General features: G+C 67.1%; 14 protein-coding genes. 12 read left to right on the top strand and 2 right to left on the bottom strand.

Translation table 11 applies throughout. The features are described from left to right. Positions 1-42: 42 nt before the first annotated feature. From AC3WMA_RS16665 to pncA, 4 genes are all read left to right on the top strand, one after another. Positions 43-1,350 (top strand): lipoprotein-releasing ABC transporter permease subunit, encoded by a 1,308-nt coding sequence (locus AC3WMA_RS16665; RefSeq protein ID WP_492286485.1) that lies wholly within the window; start codon positions 43-45, stop codon positions 1,348-1,350. Positions 1,351-1,354: 4 nt separating this feature from the next. Beyond that, positions 1,355-2,041, top strand: coding sequence for an ABC transporter ATP-binding protein (locus AC3WMA_RS16660; RefSeq protein ID WP_492286484.1), 687 nt, complete (start codon positions 1,355-1,357; stop codon positions 2,039-2,041). Between the two features lie 657 nt (positions 2,042-2,698). Continuing rightward, the gene (dnaE, locus tag AC3WMA_RS16655; RefSeq protein ID WP_492286483.1) at positions 2,699-6,172 is read left to right on the top strand and encodes a DNA polymerase III subunit alpha; all 3,474 of its coding nucleotides are present in this window, start codon (positions 2,699-2,701) and stop codon (positions 6,170-6,172) included. A 10-nt stretch (positions 6,173-6,182) separates the two neighbouring features. Then, on the top strand, positions 6,183-6,809 hold the full coding sequence (pncA, locus tag AC3WMA_RS16650; protein ID WP_492286482.1) for a bifunctional nicotinamidase/pyrazinamidase: 627 nt from the start codon (positions 6,183-6,185) through the stop codon (positions 6,807-6,809). A gap of 15 nt (positions 6,810-6,824) precedes the next feature. Here the strand turns inward: pncA and AC3WMA_RS16645 are convergent, their stop codons facing one another. Further along, positions 6,825-7,979 carry a GGDEF domain-containing protein gene (locus tag AC3WMA_RS16645; protein ID WP_492286481.1) on the bottom strand — a complete coding sequence of 385 codons (1,155 nt, stop codon included), beginning with the start codon at positions 7,977-7,979 and terminating at the stop codon, positions 6,825-6,827. 137 nt (positions 7,980-8,116) lie between these two features. On the opposite strand from AC3WMA_RS16645, the gene AC3WMA_RS16640 reads away from it, so the two are divergent. The 4 genes from AC3WMA_RS16640 (at position 8,117) to pyrH (ending at position 11,687) form a co-directional block, all read left to right on the top strand. Next, on the top strand, positions 8,117-8,509 hold the full coding sequence (locus AC3WMA_RS16640; RefSeq protein ID WP_492286480.1) for a pore-forming ESAT-6 family protein: 393 nt from the start codon (positions 8,117-8,119) through the stop codon (positions 8,507-8,509). 250 nt (positions 8,510-8,759) lie between these two features. Further along, a complete protein-coding gene (locus tag AC3WMA_RS16635) occupies positions 8,760-9,752 on the top strand; it encodes a 30S ribosomal protein S2 (protein WP_492286479.1) in 993 nt (330 codons plus the stop codon). A 194-nt stretch (positions 9,753-9,946) separates the two neighbouring features. After that, positions 9,947-10,870, top strand: a complete 924-nt coding sequence (tsf, locus tag AC3WMA_RS16630) for a translation elongation factor Ts (protein WP_492286478.1) — start codon at positions 9,947-9,949, stop codon at positions 10,868-10,870. Between the two features lie 109 nt (positions 10,871-10,979). Beyond that, a complete protein-coding gene (gene pyrH, locus AC3WMA_RS16625; RefSeq protein WP_199085617.1) occupies positions 10,980-11,687 on the top strand; it encodes a UMP kinase in 708 nt (235 codons plus the stop codon). A gap of 10 nt (positions 11,688-11,697) precedes the next feature. Here the strand turns inward: pyrH and AC3WMA_RS16620 are convergent, their stop codons facing one another. Continuing rightward, a complete protein-coding gene (locus AC3WMA_RS16620) occupies positions 11,698-12,111 on the bottom strand; it encodes a VOC family protein (RefSeq protein ID WP_492286477.1) in 414 nt (137 codons plus the stop codon). Between the two features lie 249 nt (positions 12,112-12,360). Between AC3WMA_RS16620 and frr the strand changes: the two genes are divergently transcribed. The 4 genes from frr to dxr are packed head-to-tail and all read left to right on the top strand — an operon-like array spanning position 12,361 to position 15,753. Then, complete coding sequence (gene frr, locus AC3WMA_RS16615; RefSeq protein ID WP_492286476.1) at positions 12,361-12,924, top strand: ribosome recycling factor; 564 nt, start codon at positions 12,361-12,363, stop codon at positions 12,922-12,924. Between the two features lie 59 nt (positions 12,925-12,983). After that, positions 12,984-13,742: an isoprenyl transferase gene (locus AC3WMA_RS16610; RefSeq protein WP_492286475.1), complete on the top strand. Its 759-nt coding sequence runs from the start codon at positions 12,984-12,986 to the stop codon at positions 13,740-13,742. Then, on the top strand, positions 13,739-14,566 hold the full coding sequence (locus AC3WMA_RS16605; protein WP_492286474.1) for a phosphatidate cytidylyltransferase: 828 nt from the start codon (positions 13,739-13,741) through the stop codon (positions 14,564-14,566). The genes AC3WMA_RS16610 and AC3WMA_RS16605 overlap by 4 nt, the downstream gene beginning before the upstream one ends. A gap of 5 nt (positions 14,567-14,571) precedes the next feature. Then, entirely contained in the window at positions 14,572-15,753 is a 1,182-nt protein-coding gene (gene dxr, locus AC3WMA_RS16600; RefSeq protein WP_492286473.1) for a 1-deoxy-D-xylulose-5-phosphate reductoisomerase, read from the top strand.

Here is a 15,753-nt window from a genome sequence, read left to right as displayed (position 1 = left end):
GGCTGGCGCCGCCATGCAGACGCATCGGATGGGAGCTGCCGCATGAGCGCCGTCGCCGACAGCGCCGACATCCCGACCGGCGAGATTCCGACCGGAACCAAGGCCTTCGCCGGTTTCGAATGGCTGCTCGCCGGGCGCTACCTGCGCACGCGCCGCCGCGAGGGCTTCGTCTCGGTCATCGCCGGCTTCTCCTTCCTCGGCATCATGCTCGGCGTCGCGACGCTGATCATCGTGATGTCGGTGATGAACGGCTTCCGCATCGAGCTGCTGAGCAAGATCGTCGGCGTGAACGGCCATATCTTCGCGACCCCGATCGACCGGCCGCTCGACGATTACGACAGCGTCGCGGCGAGGCTCAGCAAGATCCCCGGCATCAAGCTCGCCATCCCGCTGGTCGAGGGGCAGGCGCTCGCGTCCTCGCAGACCGGCAACAACGGTGTGCTGGTGCGCGGCATCCGCGAGAGCGACATCAAGGCGATCCCCTTCATCGGCGGCAACATCAAGGGCGGCACGCTCGATGGCTTCGATGGCGGGACGCCTGGCGTCGCCATCGGTCGCCGCCTCGCCAATGCGCTGGGCATCCAGGTCAATGACATGATGACGCTGGTCTCGCCGCAAGGGGCCTCGACGCCCTTCGGCACGGCGCCGCGCATCAAGGCCTATCCGGTCAAGGCGATCTTCGAGATCGGCATGACCGAATTCGACGGCACCTTCGTCTATATGCCGCTCGGCGAGGCTCAGGCCTATTTCAACCGCGATGGCGACGTGAACGTCATCGAGATCTTCGTCGACAATCCCGACCGGACCCAGGCCGTCCGCGACGCGATCGAGGCCGATGCGCCGCGTCCGCTCGTGCTTTCCGACTGGCGCCAGAGGAATCGAAGCTTCTTCAATGCGCTGGAAGTCGAGCGCAACGTGATGTTCATCATCCTGACCCTGATCGTGCTGGTCGCGGCGCTCAACATCGTCTCCGGCCTGATCATGCTGGTGAAGGACAAGACCGCCGATATCGCCATCATGCGCACCATGGGCTGCACGCGCGGCACGGTGCTGCGCGTCTTCCTGATCACGGGAGCCGCGATCGGCGTCTTTGGCACGCTGGCGGGCCTGGCTCTCGGCGTTGTTTTTGCCAAGAATATCAAGTCGATCATGGCGGCGCTGAACTGGATCACCGGGGCCAATCTCTGGGACCCCACCGTGCGCTTCCTCAGCGACATTCCCTCCGTCACCGACTGGAGCGAAGTCACCAGCGTGGTGCTGATGGCGCTGACCCTGTCGCTCCTGGCGACGCTCTATCCGGCCTGGAAGGCGGCGCGCCTCGATCCGGTCGAAGCGCTGAGGATGGGCTGAGCACATGGCACAGGAAATGCCCGCGCTCTTCCTCTCCCAGGTCGAGCGCTATTACCCGCAGAGCGACGCGCCGCTCGAAGTGCTGCGCAAGGCCGATTTCGCGCTCTGGCCGGGCGAGGTCGTTGCCCTGGTCGCGCCGAGCGGCACCGGCAAGTCGACCCTGCTCCATGTCGCTGGCCTCTTGGAGAAGCCCGATTCCGGCGAGGTCTTCGTCGGCGGGCTCGCCACGACCAAGCTCGACGACAAGGGCCGCACGCGGCTGCGCCGCACCGAGATCGGCTTCGTCTACCAGTTCCATCATCTCCTGCCCGAGTTCACGGCGCTGGAGAATGTCGTGCTGCCCCAGCGCATCCGCGGCCTCTCGCGGGGCCTCGCGGAGGAGCGGGCATCGGAGCTTCTGACCTTCCTCGGCCTCGGCGAGCGGCTCGACCATCTGCCGGGCGAATTGTCGGGCGGTGAGCAGCAGCGCGTCGCCATCGGCCGCGCCGTCGCCAACGGGCCGCGCCTGCTGCTGGCCGACGAGCCTACAGGCAATCTCGACCCGCAGACGGCGCAGCATGTCTTCGGCACGCTGATGGCGCTGGCGCGCGCCTCGGGACTCGCGGCGCTGATCGCGACGCATAACCTCGACCTCGCCCGCCAGATGGACCGGCAGGTCACGATCCGCGATGGGCTGGTCGTCAAGCTGTAGGGCGGCTTGCGTCCGCTAGATCGCTCATGACCAGCGCTACCCTTGTCATTCCGGGGCTTCGCGCAGCGAAGAACCCGGAACCCAGGACCGGGTGAGCCGGCTTCCAACCGAACACCTGATGTCTCACCCAGTCGTGGGTTCCGGGTTCGCGCCTGTGGCGCGCCCCGGAATGACAACGGTGGTCTCTGGCCGAGAACAATGCCGGGTCATGCTCGCCCTTGTGGCAAGCATCCATGTCTTGAACGCGCCTCGACCGACGGATGCGGAAATCCCGAAGCAGCGACACTGATCGCGGCACCTGAATCTGAGTGCTGGTAGGGTTTCATTAACCTCCATGCCGGGAACGCGCTGCCCGCTTCCCTATCGACATTGACGAGAACAAAAAGAGAACTAAACTGAACTTATCGCGAACACAGGAGGTTCCCATGACTGCAGCGCGTAAATTCGCCGCCGGCCTTGCCGAGATCGCCTCGCTCGGCGTCTTCCTCGGCATGATCTGGCTCTGGGCCGCCATCCTCTCCGGCCCGCATGTCTGAGGACGGCAGGAGCCATCCACAGATGGGCCTGCAAGGCCTCGACGCCGGCCCCGCCCAGGACGCATAAGAGGCGCTTGAAGACAGGGTCGACGAGTCGCCCGCGCGGCGACAGGAGTGGGACATGAGTCGGGAATCTGACGAGGCGCGCGTTCTCCAGGAGATCGGCTTCGTCCACCTGCATGTCCATTCGAGCTATTCGCTGCTCGAAGGCGCGATGACGATCGCGACGCTCGCCAAACTGGCGGTGGCCGACGGCCAGCCGGCCCTGGCGCTGACCGACACCGACAATCTCTTCGGCGGCCTCGAATTCTCCGAGAAGCTCGCCGGTTCAGGCCTGCAGCCGATCGTCGGCGTGCAGCTCTCTGTCGATTTCGCCGATGAGGGCGAGGGCGGCCGCAAGCCGGTGCAGCTCCAGCGCCTGCCGCATATCGTCCTGCTCGCCATGGACGAGGCCGGCTACGGCAACCTGATGAAGCTCGTCAGCGAGGCGGCATTGGCGACCGGCGGCTCCGGCCAGCCGGTGACCACGGTCGAGCGCCTCGCCGCCTATAATAGCGGGCTGATCGCGCTGACCGGCGGGCAGGGCGGGCCGATCGATGTCGCCCTGCGCCTCGGCCAGCTCCCGCAGGCCGCCTCGCGCCTTTCGACGCTCGCCGGCATCTATGGCGACCGGCTCTATGTCGAGATCCAGCGCCATGGCGGCGAGGGCGAGGCGGCGCGGGAGGCCCATCTCCTGCGCCTCGCCTATGATTCCGACTTACCCGTCGTCGCGACCAACGAGCCCTTCTTCGCCAAGCCCGCCGATTTCGACGCGCATGACGCGCTGCTCGCCGTGGCCGAGGGACGCCTCGTCTCGGATGGCACGCGCCGCCGCGTCACGCCGGAGCATTATTTCGCCTCGCGCGCCGAGATGAAGAAGCGCTTCGCCGACCTGCCGGAGGCGCTGGCGAACACGGTCGAGATCGCGATGCGCTGTCATTGGCGCGTCACCACCCGCAAGCCGATCCTGCCGCGCTTCGGTGAGGAGGGACGCGACGAGGCAGAGGAGCTTCAGGAGCAGGCGCGCGCCGGCCTTGCCGCGCGGCTTGCCAAGCATGGCCCGGCCGAGGGCTTCACGGTCGAGGATTACGAGAAGCGGCTCGATTTCGAGCTCTCGATCATCACCCGGATGCAGTTCCCGGGTTACTTCCTAATCGTCGCGGACTTCATCAAATGGGCGAAGAACCACGACATCCCGGTCGGGCCGGGCCGCGGCTCGGGCGCGGGCTCGCTCGTCGCCTATGCGCTGACGATCACCGATGTCGATCCGCTGCGCTTCGGCCTGCTCTTCGAGCGCTTCCTCAACCCGGACCGCGTCTCGATGCCCGACTTCGATATCGACTTCTGCCAGAACCGGCGTGAAGAGGTTATCGACTATGTGAAGCACCATTACGGACAGGAGCGCGTCGCACAGATCATCACCTTCGGTACGCTGCTTGCCCGCGGCGTGCTGCGCGACGTCGGCCGCGTGCTCGAAATGCCCTATGGCCAGGTCGACAAGCTGACCAAGCTCGTGCCGCAGAACCCGGCCAAGCCGATTTCGCTGAAGGATGCGATCGAGGGCGAGCCCAAGCTGCAGCAGGCCGCCGAGGAGGAGCCGATCGTCGCGCGTCTGCTCGAAATTGGCCAGAAGCTGGAAGGGCTTCACCGCCATGCTTCGACCCACGCCGCAGGCGTCGTGATCGGCGACCGGCCGCTGGAGCAGCTCGTCGCGCTCTCGGTCGACGCGCGCACCGGCATGCGCGTCACCCAGTTCAACATGAAATGGGTCGAGCAGGCCGGACTGGTGAAGTTCGACTTCCTCGGCCTGAAGACGCTGACCACACTGACCACGGCAGTGAGGCTGATCAAACAGCGCGACATCGACATCGATCTCGCCGATCTGCCCTTCGACGATCCGACCACCTACGCCATGCTGGCCCGCGGCGAGACGGTCGGCGTGTTCCAGGTGGAATCGGTCGGCATGCGCAAGGCGCTGGTCGAGATGAAGGCCGACCGGATCGAGGACCTGATCGCGCTGGTGGCGCTTTACCGGCCGGGCCCGATGGACAACATCCCAACCTATTGCCGCCGCAAGCTCGGACTCGAAGAGCCGACCTATCTCCATCCCGGCATGGAGCCCTATCTGCGCGAGACCCACGGCATCATCGTCTACCAGGAACAGGTGATGCAGGTGGCGCAGGCGCTCTCGGGCTATTCGCTCGGCGAAGCGGACCTGCTGCGCCGCGCCATGGGCAAGAAGATCAAGGCGGAGATGGACGCCCAGCGCGACCGCTTCGTGAAGGGCGCCGTGGATGGCGGCATCAAGAAGGACATCGCCTCCGAGATTTTCGACCTGTTGGCGAAATTCGCCGATTACGGCTTCAACAAGAGCCACGCGGCGGCCTATGCCATCGTCGCCTTCCAGACCGCCTATCTCAAGGCGAATTACCCGGTCGAGTTCCTGGCCGCGTCGATGACGCTCGACATGGGCAATACCGACAAGCTCTCGGAATTCCGCCGCGATGCCGAGCGGCTCGGCATCAAGGTCGAGCGGCCGGCGATCAACCAATCCGGCGTCGAGTTCGACGTGGCCGATGGCAAGATCTTCTACGCGCTCGGCGCCATCAAGGGCGTCGGCACGGCGGCGGTGGAATCGCTGGTGGCGGCGCGGCAGGCCAACGGACCGTTCCGGGACCTCGCCGATCTCGCCCGCCGGATCGACACAAGGCTGGTCAACCGCCGCACGCTGGAGGCGCTCATTGCTGCGGGCGCGCTCGACGAGTTGGAAGCGGATCGCGCACGGGCTGTCGCGGCGCTCGACGGCATGCTGGCCTTGTCCAACCGCACCCGCGACGAGGCGGCTGCGGGCCAGTTAGACCTGCTCGGTGGCGGTGTGGTGCAGGAGGCCTTCCGCATTCCGCAGGTCGAGCCCTGGGCGCCGGCCGAGAAGCTCAGGCGCGAGCATGAGGCGGTCGGCTTCTTCCTCTCCGGCCACCCGCTCGACGATTACGAGCATGTGCTGAAGCGTCTGCGCGTGCAGCGCTATGCTGATTTCGCCCAGACCGTGCGCGTCAACGGCACCGGCGTCGGCAAGGTCGCGGTTTCCGTCATCGACAAGTCGGAGCGGCGCACCAAGTCCGGCTCCAAGATGGGCATCGTCAACCTGTCCGATCCGAGCGGCCAGTTCGAAGCGGTGCTGTTCTCGGAAGGGCTGATGAAATTGCGTGACCTGCTGGAGCCGGGCAGGGCGCTCGTGCTGCGCCTGTCGGCCGTGCTCGACGGCGAAGAGGTGCGTCCGCGCATCGAGGATGCCGAGGAGCTCGACGGGCTCGCCGCGCGCCAGAAGCAGGATCTCGTCGTCTATCTGCGTGACGACAAGGCGGTGGCCTCGGTTGCCGAGCGCATCCGCCCGCGCGAGGCGACGCGCGCCGAGGGCAAGGTCTCGATCATCATGATCATCGACGACGGCGCGCAGGAGGTCGAGATCGAGCTGCCCGGCAAGTTCCCGGTCAACCAGCAGATCGCCAATGCCGTGCGGGCCGCGCCCGGCGTGGTCGATGTCAGGCTGCAATAGGAGCGCATCAATGGCCGACGACCGGACCGTGCTGCTCGCCGTCGACGTCCAGAACGATTTCTGTCCGGGCGGCAGCCTCGCCGTGCCGGACGGCGATGCGGTCGTGCCCGTCGTCAACGCGCTCGGGCGCCGCTTCCGCCATGTCGTGCTGACGCAGGACTGGCACCCGGCCGGCCACGCCTCCTTCGCTTCCAGCCATCCCGGCAGGAAGCCCTTCGAGACGATCGAGTTGGCCTATGGTTCGCAGGTGCTCTGGCCGGATCATTGCGTGCAGGGCACGGTCGGAGCCGGCTTTCATGCCGGGCTCGACCTGCCCCATGCCGAGGCGGTGATCCGCAAGGGCTTTCGCCAGGGCATCGACAGCTATTCCGGCTTCATCGAGGCCGATCGCCAGACGTGGACGGGATTGGAAGGCTATCTGCGCGAGCGCGGCTTTACGCGCGTCGTTGTGGCCGGGCTCGCGACGGATTTCTGCGTGAGCTGGACGGCGCAGGATGCCGCCCGCACCGGCTTCGAGACCATCGTGGTCGAGGATGCCTGCCGCGCTATCGATCTCGACGGCTCGCTCGACCGGGCCTGGGCCGAGATGGCGGCGGCCGGGATCAAGCGTGTCAGCGCCGCGACCCTGACGCTCTGAGACCTGAGCCCGGCTTCAGGCCGCCGGCTTGAGCTGCGCCTGGACGCGGTCGCGCCCGAGCCGCTTGGCGCGGTAGAGCGCCTCATCGGCCTCGACCAGCAGGTCGTCGAGCTCGCGCCCGCCGAGCTCGACCTCGGCCACTCCGATGCTGAGCGTCGGCTGCAACCCGATTTCGGCGAGATCGGCGACCTTGTCGCGGAAGGCGCCGCGCAGCCGCTCGGCCACCCGCACCGCTTCCCGGACTCCGACATCGGGCAGGATGATGGCGAATTCGTCGCCACCCTGCCGGGCCAGGATGTCGGTGCTGCGCAATTGCTCCTGCACGGTGCCGGCGAAGACGCGCAGGATGCGGTCTCCGGTGGCATGGCCCAGCGTGTCGTTGAGCTGCTTGAAATGATCGATGTCGATGAGCAGGAGCGCGGCCCGTTGCTCTCCACGCGACTGTCGCGCCAGCCACTGTTCGAGGCCGGAGCGGTTCATCGCCCCGGTCAGCGGATCGCGGCGGGCGAGCGTCGCCAGAATGCGGTTGCTGCGCTCGGCCGCGAGCAGCAGCAGCGCCTGGCCTCTCAGGATGACGAAGGCGACGCCTGTCGCGGCGAGCCAACCTGTCGCTCCCGAATCGGCCGGGAACAACGTCGTGCCGATCTGGTCCAGCGCCGCCAGCGTGATGCGTCCGGCATAGATCACCACCGTCGGCGCGAACAGGATCGCCAGCAGCCAGGCCGAGCGCAACCTTTCCTGCCGGCCGAGCCGAACGGCTTCGCGGACGATGGCGGCATCGCAGAGCGCCATCACCGTCGCCACGACCATGACGCGCGTCGAATAGCCCTCTGTTCCGGGCGAGAGCGCGAGCAGGGTCCAGATGCCGAGGAGCACCACCCCGAAACCGAACCAGTTGAGCTCGCGGCCGGCGAAATTGCGGATGCCGAAAAGCAGCAGCAGGCAGCCGGCCAGCATGATGGTGTTGGCGAACTCGATCGAGACGATGTCGGGAATCGTGCCGCGGAAAGCCGCGCCGAGCAGGCCGCTGCCGATGCACAGGCTGCTGACGCCCCACCAGACCGGGCTGCGGGTGAAGCGGCCGGTGGCAAAGGTCATCAATTGCAGCACGCCGATGATGAAGCAGGTCAGCGCACCGGTGACGAAGATCGTTCTCAGGTCGAGGATCACGCCGAATCCGGTCTCCGACCGCCGTCCTGACGGGGCGATCCGGGTTGTTCGGCCCGGTTCCACGCGCTAGGCAGGTGGCGGCGGGTGGGCGAGCATCTTGGCATGCTTGAGAACATGATAGCCTGAGGATATTCCCCATGACCTTTTATAAGTCGTTGATGGCCGCCTCCGCGGTTGCATTTTTGGGCTCCGTGGCCCCGTCCTTCGCGCAGAGCCAGGCCGACCAGCTCAAGGTCGCCTATCAGGCCGCCCGCAATCAGCTCGGCATTCTCGGCTATTGCGCCGACAAGGGCTTCACCGACGCGGCTGCGGCCGATGTCCAGAAGAAGCTGATCGCGATGATCCCGGTGCCGGCCGATGTCAGCGGCGGAGACGCCGCCGAGGCCGCCGGCCGCAAGGGCACGATCTCGGCCATGGGCATGGAGCAGAACATCGAGGCGATCGCCAAGGCGACGAACAGCACGCCGGCCGCCTATTGCAAGCAGATCGGCGATGTCGTGAAGCAGATCGGCGCCAAGCTGCCGCAGTAAGGCGAGCCCCCGGCGCTCTTGCCGGCGGATGCCTGTGGATGGGCCCATGCGGTATCCGCATGGGCCTCATCATGCCGCGCTCCCGGCTTTCCCGGCCCAAGCGGCTTGCAATGCGGCGCCATCCCCTGTAAGGCGCAGCCCATCCCACATGGAGTGCATCGCCTCGCTATCCCGAGGCGTTCCGGTGACGTGGCAGCTCATGCCCTGTTCATTCGCGCTCCAGAGGTTCAACCGGAAGGACTAGAACACAATGGCTCTGCCTGATTTCTCCATGCGCCAGCTCCTCGAGGCCGGCGCCCATTTCGGCCACCAGTCGCACCGCTGGAACCCCAAGATGTCCCCGTACATCTTCGGCGTCCGCAACAACATCCACATCCTCGACCTGTCGCAGTCGGTGCCGATGCTGCACCGCGCCCTGCAGGCCGTGTCTGACACCGTCGCCCGCGGCGGCCGCGTCCTCTTCGTCGGCACCAAGCGCCAGGCGCAGGATGCCATCGCCGATGCCGCCAAGCGTTCGGCCCAGTACTATGTCAATTCCCGCTGGCTCGGCGGCATGCTGACCAACTGGAAGACCATCTCGGCTTCGATCCAGCGCCTGCGCAAGGTCGACGAGCTGCTCAACGGCGGCGGCACCGGCCTGACCAAGAAGGAGCGCCTGATGCTGTCGCGTGAGCGCGACAAGCTCGAGAAGGCTCTGGGCGGCATCAAGGACATGGGCGGCACGCCGGACATGATCTTCGTGATCGACACCAACAAGGAGCAGCTGGCGATCAAGGAGGCTCAGCGCCTCGGCATCCCGGTCGCCGCGATCATCGATTCGAACAGCGATCCGGATGGCATCACCTTCCCGGTTCCGGCCAATGACGACGCCGGCCGCGCCATCGCTCTGTACTGCGATCTGGTTGCGCGCTCGGCGATCGACGGCATCGGCCGCGCCTCGGGCGACCAGGGCATCGATGTCGGTGCCGCCGAGGCACCGGTCGTCGAGGAGGCTCTCGAGACCGTTTCGGGCGCCTTCGAGACGCTGACCACCCCGCGTGGCGCTCCGGACGACCTGACCAAGCTCTCGGGCATGGGTCCGGATGCGGTCCAGAAGCTGAACGACGGCGGCATCTACCACTTCTGGCAGATCGCTGCGATGACCCCGGCCGATGTGACCAAGATCGACCACGACCTGAAGCTCGGTGGCAAGATCGAGCGCGAGGGCTGGGTCGCCCAGGCTCGCGATCTCGCCGACGCGTAATTCGGTTAGCGGTTGTGGCGCGTCATCGGCGCGTCGCAATCGGGCCTCTCGATTGACGCCGGCTTTGAAACGTTAAGAGGACGCGCCGACGGCCGGAAACGGAGCGTCGGCGTTTCCCCATGCAGGCGTCCGCATCATTCCGATCCGTGGCCGGCCTCCGGGCCAGCGCCGCACCGACAGCAAGGACAAGACAGATGGCAGCGATCACCGCCGCGATGGTGAAGGAACTCCGCGACAAGACCGGCGCGGGCATGATGGATTGTAAGACCGCCCTCTCGGCGACCGACGGCAACATGGAAGCCGCCGTCGACTGGCTGCGCGCCAAGGGCCTGTCGAAGGCCGCCAAAAAGGCCGGCCGCGTCGCCGCCGAGGGCCTCGTCGCCGTCACCGTGCAGGGCAACGAGGGCGTCGTCGTCGAGGTCAACTCCGAGACCGACTTCGTCGCGCGCAACCCCGAGTTCCAGGCGCTCGCCAAGACCATCGCCGATGTCGCGCTGGAGCGCGGCGGCGATGTCGAGGCACTGCTCGGCCATCACTATCCGGGCGGCGGCTCGGTGCAGGACGCGATCGCCAACGCCATCGCCACCATCGGCGAGAACATGACGCTGCGCCGCGTTTCCTCGCTCAAGGTCTCCTCGGGCGTAATCGGCTCCTATGTCCACGGTGCGATCACCGAGGGCCTCGGCAAGATCGGCGTCATCGTCGCGCTCGAGTCGACGGCCAAGTCGGATGAGCTCGCCGCGCTCGGCCGTCAGCTCGCCATGCATGTCGCCGCGACCAACCCGGTCGCGCTCGACCTCGCCTCGGTCGCCCCGGAAGTGCTGGAGCGCGAGAAGGCGATCCTGGCCGAGAAGAACGCCGGCAAGCCCGAGCACGTCCTTGCCAAGATCACCGAGAGCGGCCTGAAGAGCTACGCCAAGGAATATTGCCTGCTCGAGCAGGCCTATATCCATGACGGCTCGAAGTCGGTCTCGCAGGTCCTCAAGGAGATCGAGGGCAAGGTCGGCACTCCCGTGAAGCTCACGGGCTTCGCCCGCTTCGCGCTCGGCGAGGGCATCGAGAAGGAAGAGCAGGACTTCGCGGCCGAGGTCGCTGCCGCTGGCGGCACCACGGGCTGACAAGCTCTGTATCAAGTGACAGAAAGGCCGCGCATCGCGCGGCCTTTTTTGTAGGAAGATAGGGCTGCGTCGAATCGCGGCCGGCCCCCAACACGACGGAGAGACATCGATGAGACCCCAACGCGTTCTCGTGAAGCTCTCCGGCGAAGCCCTTGCGGGGCCTGTCGGAAACGGCCTCGACGGCATCACGCTGACGGCGCTGGCCGCCGATATCGCCCATGCCTCTCGCGAGGGCGTCGAGATCGGCATCGTCGTCGGCGGCGGCAACTTCTTCCGCGGTGTCCAGGGCCTGAACAAGGGTCTCGACCGCACCACCGCCGATTCGATCGGCATGCTCGGCACGGTGATGAACGCGCTGGCGCTGGAGCATGCGATCGAGGCGGCCGGCGCTCCGGCGCGCGCCATGTCGGCCGTGCCGATGCCCTCGCTCTGCGAGAGCTATGCCCGCAAGCGCGCGCTCGACCATCTCAGCAACGGCAAGGTCGTCATCCTCGGCGGCGGTACCGGCAACCCCTATTTCACCACGGACACCGGCGCTGCGCTGCGCGCGGCCGAACTCGGCTGCAGCCATCTCCTCAAGGCGACGCAGGTCGACGGCGTCTACAGCGCCGATCCCAAGAAGGACCCGACCGCGACCCGCTACGACACGCTGACCCATGAGGATGCGATCAAGCGCGATCTCAAGGTGATGGACACCGCCGCCTTCGCGCTCGCCCGCGATGCGAGCCTGACCATCGTCGTCTTCTCGATCGCCGAGCCCGGCATGCTGGCGGCTGTCCTGCGCGGCGAGGGCAGGGCGACCTACGTCACGCCCTGAGGCGCCAGTCTCAGTAGGTCTGCCACAGGCGGGGCGTCGCCAGTTCGAGCAGATGCCCGTCCGGATCGCGGAAATAGAGGCTCGTGCTGCCGCGCTCCCATTGCATGCGCCCTTCCACGGCGATGCCGAGTTCCTCCAGCCTGGCCTCCCAGGCCGGGAGTTCATCGGCATCGATCGCAAAGGCGATGTGGAGCGGCCCGCTGCCGTCATGGGGCGGGATGCTGCCTCCCGCCGAGGCTTGCGTCTGCAGCGAGGCACCACGCTGGAACAGCAGCAGCACGTTCGATCCGCCGACATCATAGGCGAAGAGCGTCTTCGTCTTGAGCAGCGGCGCGAGGCCGAGCTTGTCCTCGTAGAAGATGCGGGCGCGGTCGAGATCGTCGACATAGAGCGCGGTCTCGACGATGCGGTTGAGGCGAGGCACGTCTTTTCTCCGTGGTTTCGTGCGGGCGGTGCTGGCCGACGGGCGGGCCGGTCTCTAGGGTGAGATGGGCATCCGGAATGCCGCGGGCTAGCGGGTTGCGCTGCCAACCGGCCATGAGCTGCCCGCATCGACGCTTTTCCCTTGCTCATCGCGGGGGAAAATGCTGTTCGAGGATGTCAATCTTGACCCTGCGCGGCCTCGCCGCCATGGTCGCGCCGATTTTGAATTACCTGCAAGGTCCCGATTGAAATGGCCCAGACGACGTTCGACCTCGCCGACATCAAGCGCCGCATGGCCGGTGCGGTGCAGTCCTTCAAGAGCGATCTCGCCTCGCTGCGCTCCGGCCGCGCCTCCGCCAACATGCTCGACCCGATCATGGTCGAGGCCTATGGCGCCCGCACCCCGCTGAGCCAGCTCGCAACGGTCAGCGTGCCGGAGCCGCGCCTGCTCAGCGTCCAGGTCTGGGACCGCTCGATGGTCAACGCCGTCGACAAGGCGGTGCGCGAGTCCGATCTCGGCCTCAACCCGCAGACGGAAGGCCAGGTCCTGCGCATCCGCATCCCCGAGCTGAACGAGCAGCGCCGCAAGGAGATGGTCAAGGTCGCGCATAAATATGCCGAGGAGGCCAAGATCTCCGTGCGCCATGTCCGCCGCGACGGCATCGACGTGGTCAAAAAGCTGGAGAAGGACAGCGACATGACCAAGGACGACGCCGCGCGCAATTCCGACCTCGTCCAGAAGGCGACCGACCAGCACATCGCCGAGATCGACCAGGCGCTCGCGGCGAAGGAAAAGGAAATCCTGCACGTCTGATTTCCCGCGCGGGAGATCTCCCGCGCCCCTTCGGCCGAAGCCGAGCGAGGCTCATCCGCATGTCATCCGGTCAGCGCGACGCAGGCCCGTCCAACCCGGCTCATGTCGCCATCATCATGGACGGCAATGGGCGCTGGGCGCAGATGCGCGGGCTGCCGCGGCAGGAGGGCCATCGTCGCGGGCTGGAGGCGCTGCGCCGCACGGTCCGCAATGCCAGCGATCTCGGCCTCCGCTATCTGACGCTCTACAGCTTCTCGACCGAGAACTGGCGCCGCCCCTATGCGGAAGTCTCCTTCCTGATGGGGCTGCTCAAGCATTTCGTCGAGAAGGACCTTGCCGAACTCTCGGCCGCCAATGTCCGGGTGCGGATCATCGGCAGCCGCGACGATCTGGCGGCCGACCTGCGCCGCCTCGTCGAGCATGCCGAGGCCAGCACGCGCGATAATACCGGCCTCGTGCTGGTGATCGCCTTCAATTACGGCTCCCGCGACGAGATCATCCGCGCGACGCGCCGGCTGGCGGCGGAGGCCGTGGCAGGGCGGATCGACCCAGCCGCGATCGACGAGGCCGCGATCGCCGGCCAGCTCGACACCCACGACATTCCCGATCCCGAGCTGGTCATCCGGACTTCGGGCGAGACCCGCATCTCGAATTTCCTGCTCTGGCAGGCGGCCTATGCCGAGTTCATCTTCGCCCCGGTGATGTGGCCTGATTTCGACCGGGCCGCCTTCGAGGACGCGCTCGCCCAGTACCGCCAGCGCGATCGCCGCTTCGGCGGACTGTCCACGCCCTCCGACCGCAGCGTGGGCGTCGCGTGAATGCGCCGTCACCCTCCGCGCCACGCGCGAACTCCGAGCTGAGGCTCAGGGTCGCCTCCGCGCTGGTGCTCGGCGCGCTGATCCTGCTGGTCACGCTCTGGGGCGGCTGGCCGTTTCGGCTGGTCTGGATTCTCGTCGCCGGCCTCGTCGCCTATGAATGGCTCGCGATCGTCGGGCGGGGCAATGCGATCCCCGCCGGCATCGGCGTGGTCGTCGCCGGTCTCGCGCTGACCTATTCCCCGGCAAGCCCAGCCGCGCTCGCGGGTACGGCGGCGGCGGCAGCCCTTCTCGGCGCGCTCGCCACGCCCTTCGTGCGCTCGCGCCTGGCGCTGGAGCTCTGTGGCGTCGCCTATGCGCTGGCCTTCGCGCTGGTCACGCCGGCCTTGCGCGATCTTCCGGCGATCGGCCTCGCCCTGATCCTGTGGAGCTTCGCGGTCGTCTGGCTTACCGACATCGCTGCCTATTTCACCGGCCGCAAGCTCGGCGGGCCGAAGCTGATGCCGGCGGTGAGCCCGAAGAAGACCTGGTCGGGTGCGATCGGCGGCGCCGTCGCGGGCATGGTCGGCGGCTATCTCGTCTGGCGCTTGATGCCGGCGCTACAGGGCGTGACGGCAGCCGGACCGGTCGTCGCCGCTTCGCTCGCAGGCTCGATCGTCAGTCAGGCGGGCGATCTGTTCGAATCCTCGCTCAAGCGCCGTTTCGACGCCAAGGATTCGAGCAAGCTCATCCCCGGCCATGGCGGCTTTCTCGACCGGCTCGACGGCTACTGGGCAGTGCTGGTGCTCGCCGGCTTCGCGCTCTTCGCCCTGCATCTCAACGTCTGATCCCGATGCCCCTGCGCAGCGTCACGCTTCTGGGAGCGACCGGCTCCGTCGGACGTTCGGTCCGCGACATCGTCGCCGAGAATCCTGAGCGCCTGTCGATCACGACGGTTGTCGGCGGCCGGGATGCTGAGGCGCTCGCCCGCACCGCGATCGAGACCGGCGCATCCTTCGCCGCCTTGGCCGACGCCACAGGCGGCGAGGCGCTGAAACAGGCGCTCTCCGGCACGGGGATCGCGTGCGGGACAGGGCGTTCCGCCGTGCTGGAAGCCGTCGACCGCCCGGCCGATATCGTGGTCAGCGCGATTTCCGGCGCGGCCGGGCTGGAGGCGACCTTTGCCGCGCTGCAGGCCGGGCGCATGATCGCGCTCGCCAACAAGGAAAGCCTGGTCTGCGCCGGCGCTGCGGTGATGGCGCGCGCGGCCGAGGTCGGCGTCCGTTTGCTGCCGCTCGATTCCGAGCACAACGCCCTGTTTCAGGTGCTCGGCACGGAGCCGCTCTCATCGGTCCGCAGCATGACATTGACGGCCTCGGGCGGCCCGTTCCGGACCTGGAGCGCCGAGCGCATCGCCGCGGCGACGCCCGATCAGGCGCTGAAGCACCCGAATTATGCGATGGGCGCCAAGATCACGATCGATTCCGCCAGCATGATGAACAAGGGGCTGGAGCTGATCGAGGCCCGCTTCCTGTTCGATCTGCAGCCGGACCAGCTCGACGTGCTCGTCCATCCCCAGCAGATCGTCCATGGCCTGGTGACCTTCCGCGACGGCTCGGTCAGCGCCGGCATGGCGGTGCCGGACATGCGGGTCGCCGCCGCGCATTGCCTCGGCATCGACGGCCGCCTCGACGCGCCGCCGCCACGCTTCCTCGATCTCGCCCTGGCGGCGCCGCTCAGCTTCGAGCGGCCCGATCTCGTCCGTTTTCCGGCGCTCAGCCTTGCAATGGCCGCCTTGCGGGAAGGCGGGGCGATGCCTGCCGTGCTCAACGCCGCCAACGAGGTCGCGGTCGCTGCCTTTCTCGAAGGCCGGCTCCGCTTTCCCGATATCGCGGCCTTGGTGGAGGCGGTCTGCGCAACGTCTCCCGCCGGATCGCAAGCTCCGGGCGATGTCGCGGAGGCGCTCGCCATTGACCACGATTCGAGACGGCGGACTGCCTCGCTCTTGTCGCAAGCACGGTTCACTGTCACCTAA

The sequence above is a fragment of the Allobosea sp. FW305-C-101 genome (assembly GCF_058783685.1).
The sequence above is the reverse complement of the archived record's forward strand: the minus strand, read 5'-3'. Positions and strand labels throughout refer to the sequence as shown.

What these genes read in the sequence shown, in the direction of transcription:
- tsf (WP_492286478.1), top strand. Translation starts at nt 9,947, where the DNA reads ATGGCAGCGATCACCGCCGCGATGGTGAAGGAACTCCGCGACAAGACC.
- AC3WMA_RS16635 (WP_492286479.1), top strand. Translation starts at nt 8,760, where the DNA reads ATGGCTCTGCCTGATTTCTCCATGCGCCAGCTCCTCGAGGCCGGCGCC.
- AC3WMA_RS16660 (WP_492286484.1), top strand. Translation starts at nt 1,355, where the DNA reads ATGGCACAGGAAATGCCCGCGCTCTTCCTCTCCCAGGTCGAGCGCTAT.
- frr (WP_492286476.1), top strand. Translation starts at nt 12,361, where the DNA reads ATGGCCCAGACGACGTTCGACCTCGCCGACATCAAGCGCCGCATGGCC.
- dxr (WP_492286473.1), top strand. Translation starts at nt 14,572, where the DNA reads ATGCCCCTGCGCAGCGTCACGCTTCTGGGAGCGACCGGCTCCGTCGGA.
- dnaE (WP_492286483.1), top strand. Translation starts at nt 2,699, where the DNA reads ATGAGTCGGGAATCTGACGAGGCGCGCGTTCTCCAGGAGATCGGCTTC.
- pyrH (WP_199085617.1), top strand. Translation starts at nt 10,980, where the DNA reads ATGAGACCCCAACGCGTTCTCGTGAAGCTCTCCGGCGAAGCCCTTGCG.
- pncA (WP_492286482.1), top strand. Translation starts at nt 6,183, where the DNA reads ATGGCCGACGACCGGACCGTGCTGCTCGCCGTCGACGTCCAGAACGAT.
- AC3WMA_RS16665 (WP_492286485.1), top strand. Translation starts at nt 43, where the DNA reads ATGAGCGCCGTCGCCGACAGCGCCGACATCCCGACCGGCGAGATTCCG.
- AC3WMA_RS16610 (WP_492286475.1), top strand. Translation starts at nt 12,984, where the DNA reads ATGTCATCCGGTCAGCGCGACGCAGGCCCGTCCAACCCGGCTCATGTC.
- AC3WMA_RS16640 (WP_492286480.1), top strand. Translation starts at nt 8,117, where the DNA reads ATGACCTTTTATAAGTCGTTGATGGCCGCCTCCGCGGTTGCATTTTTG.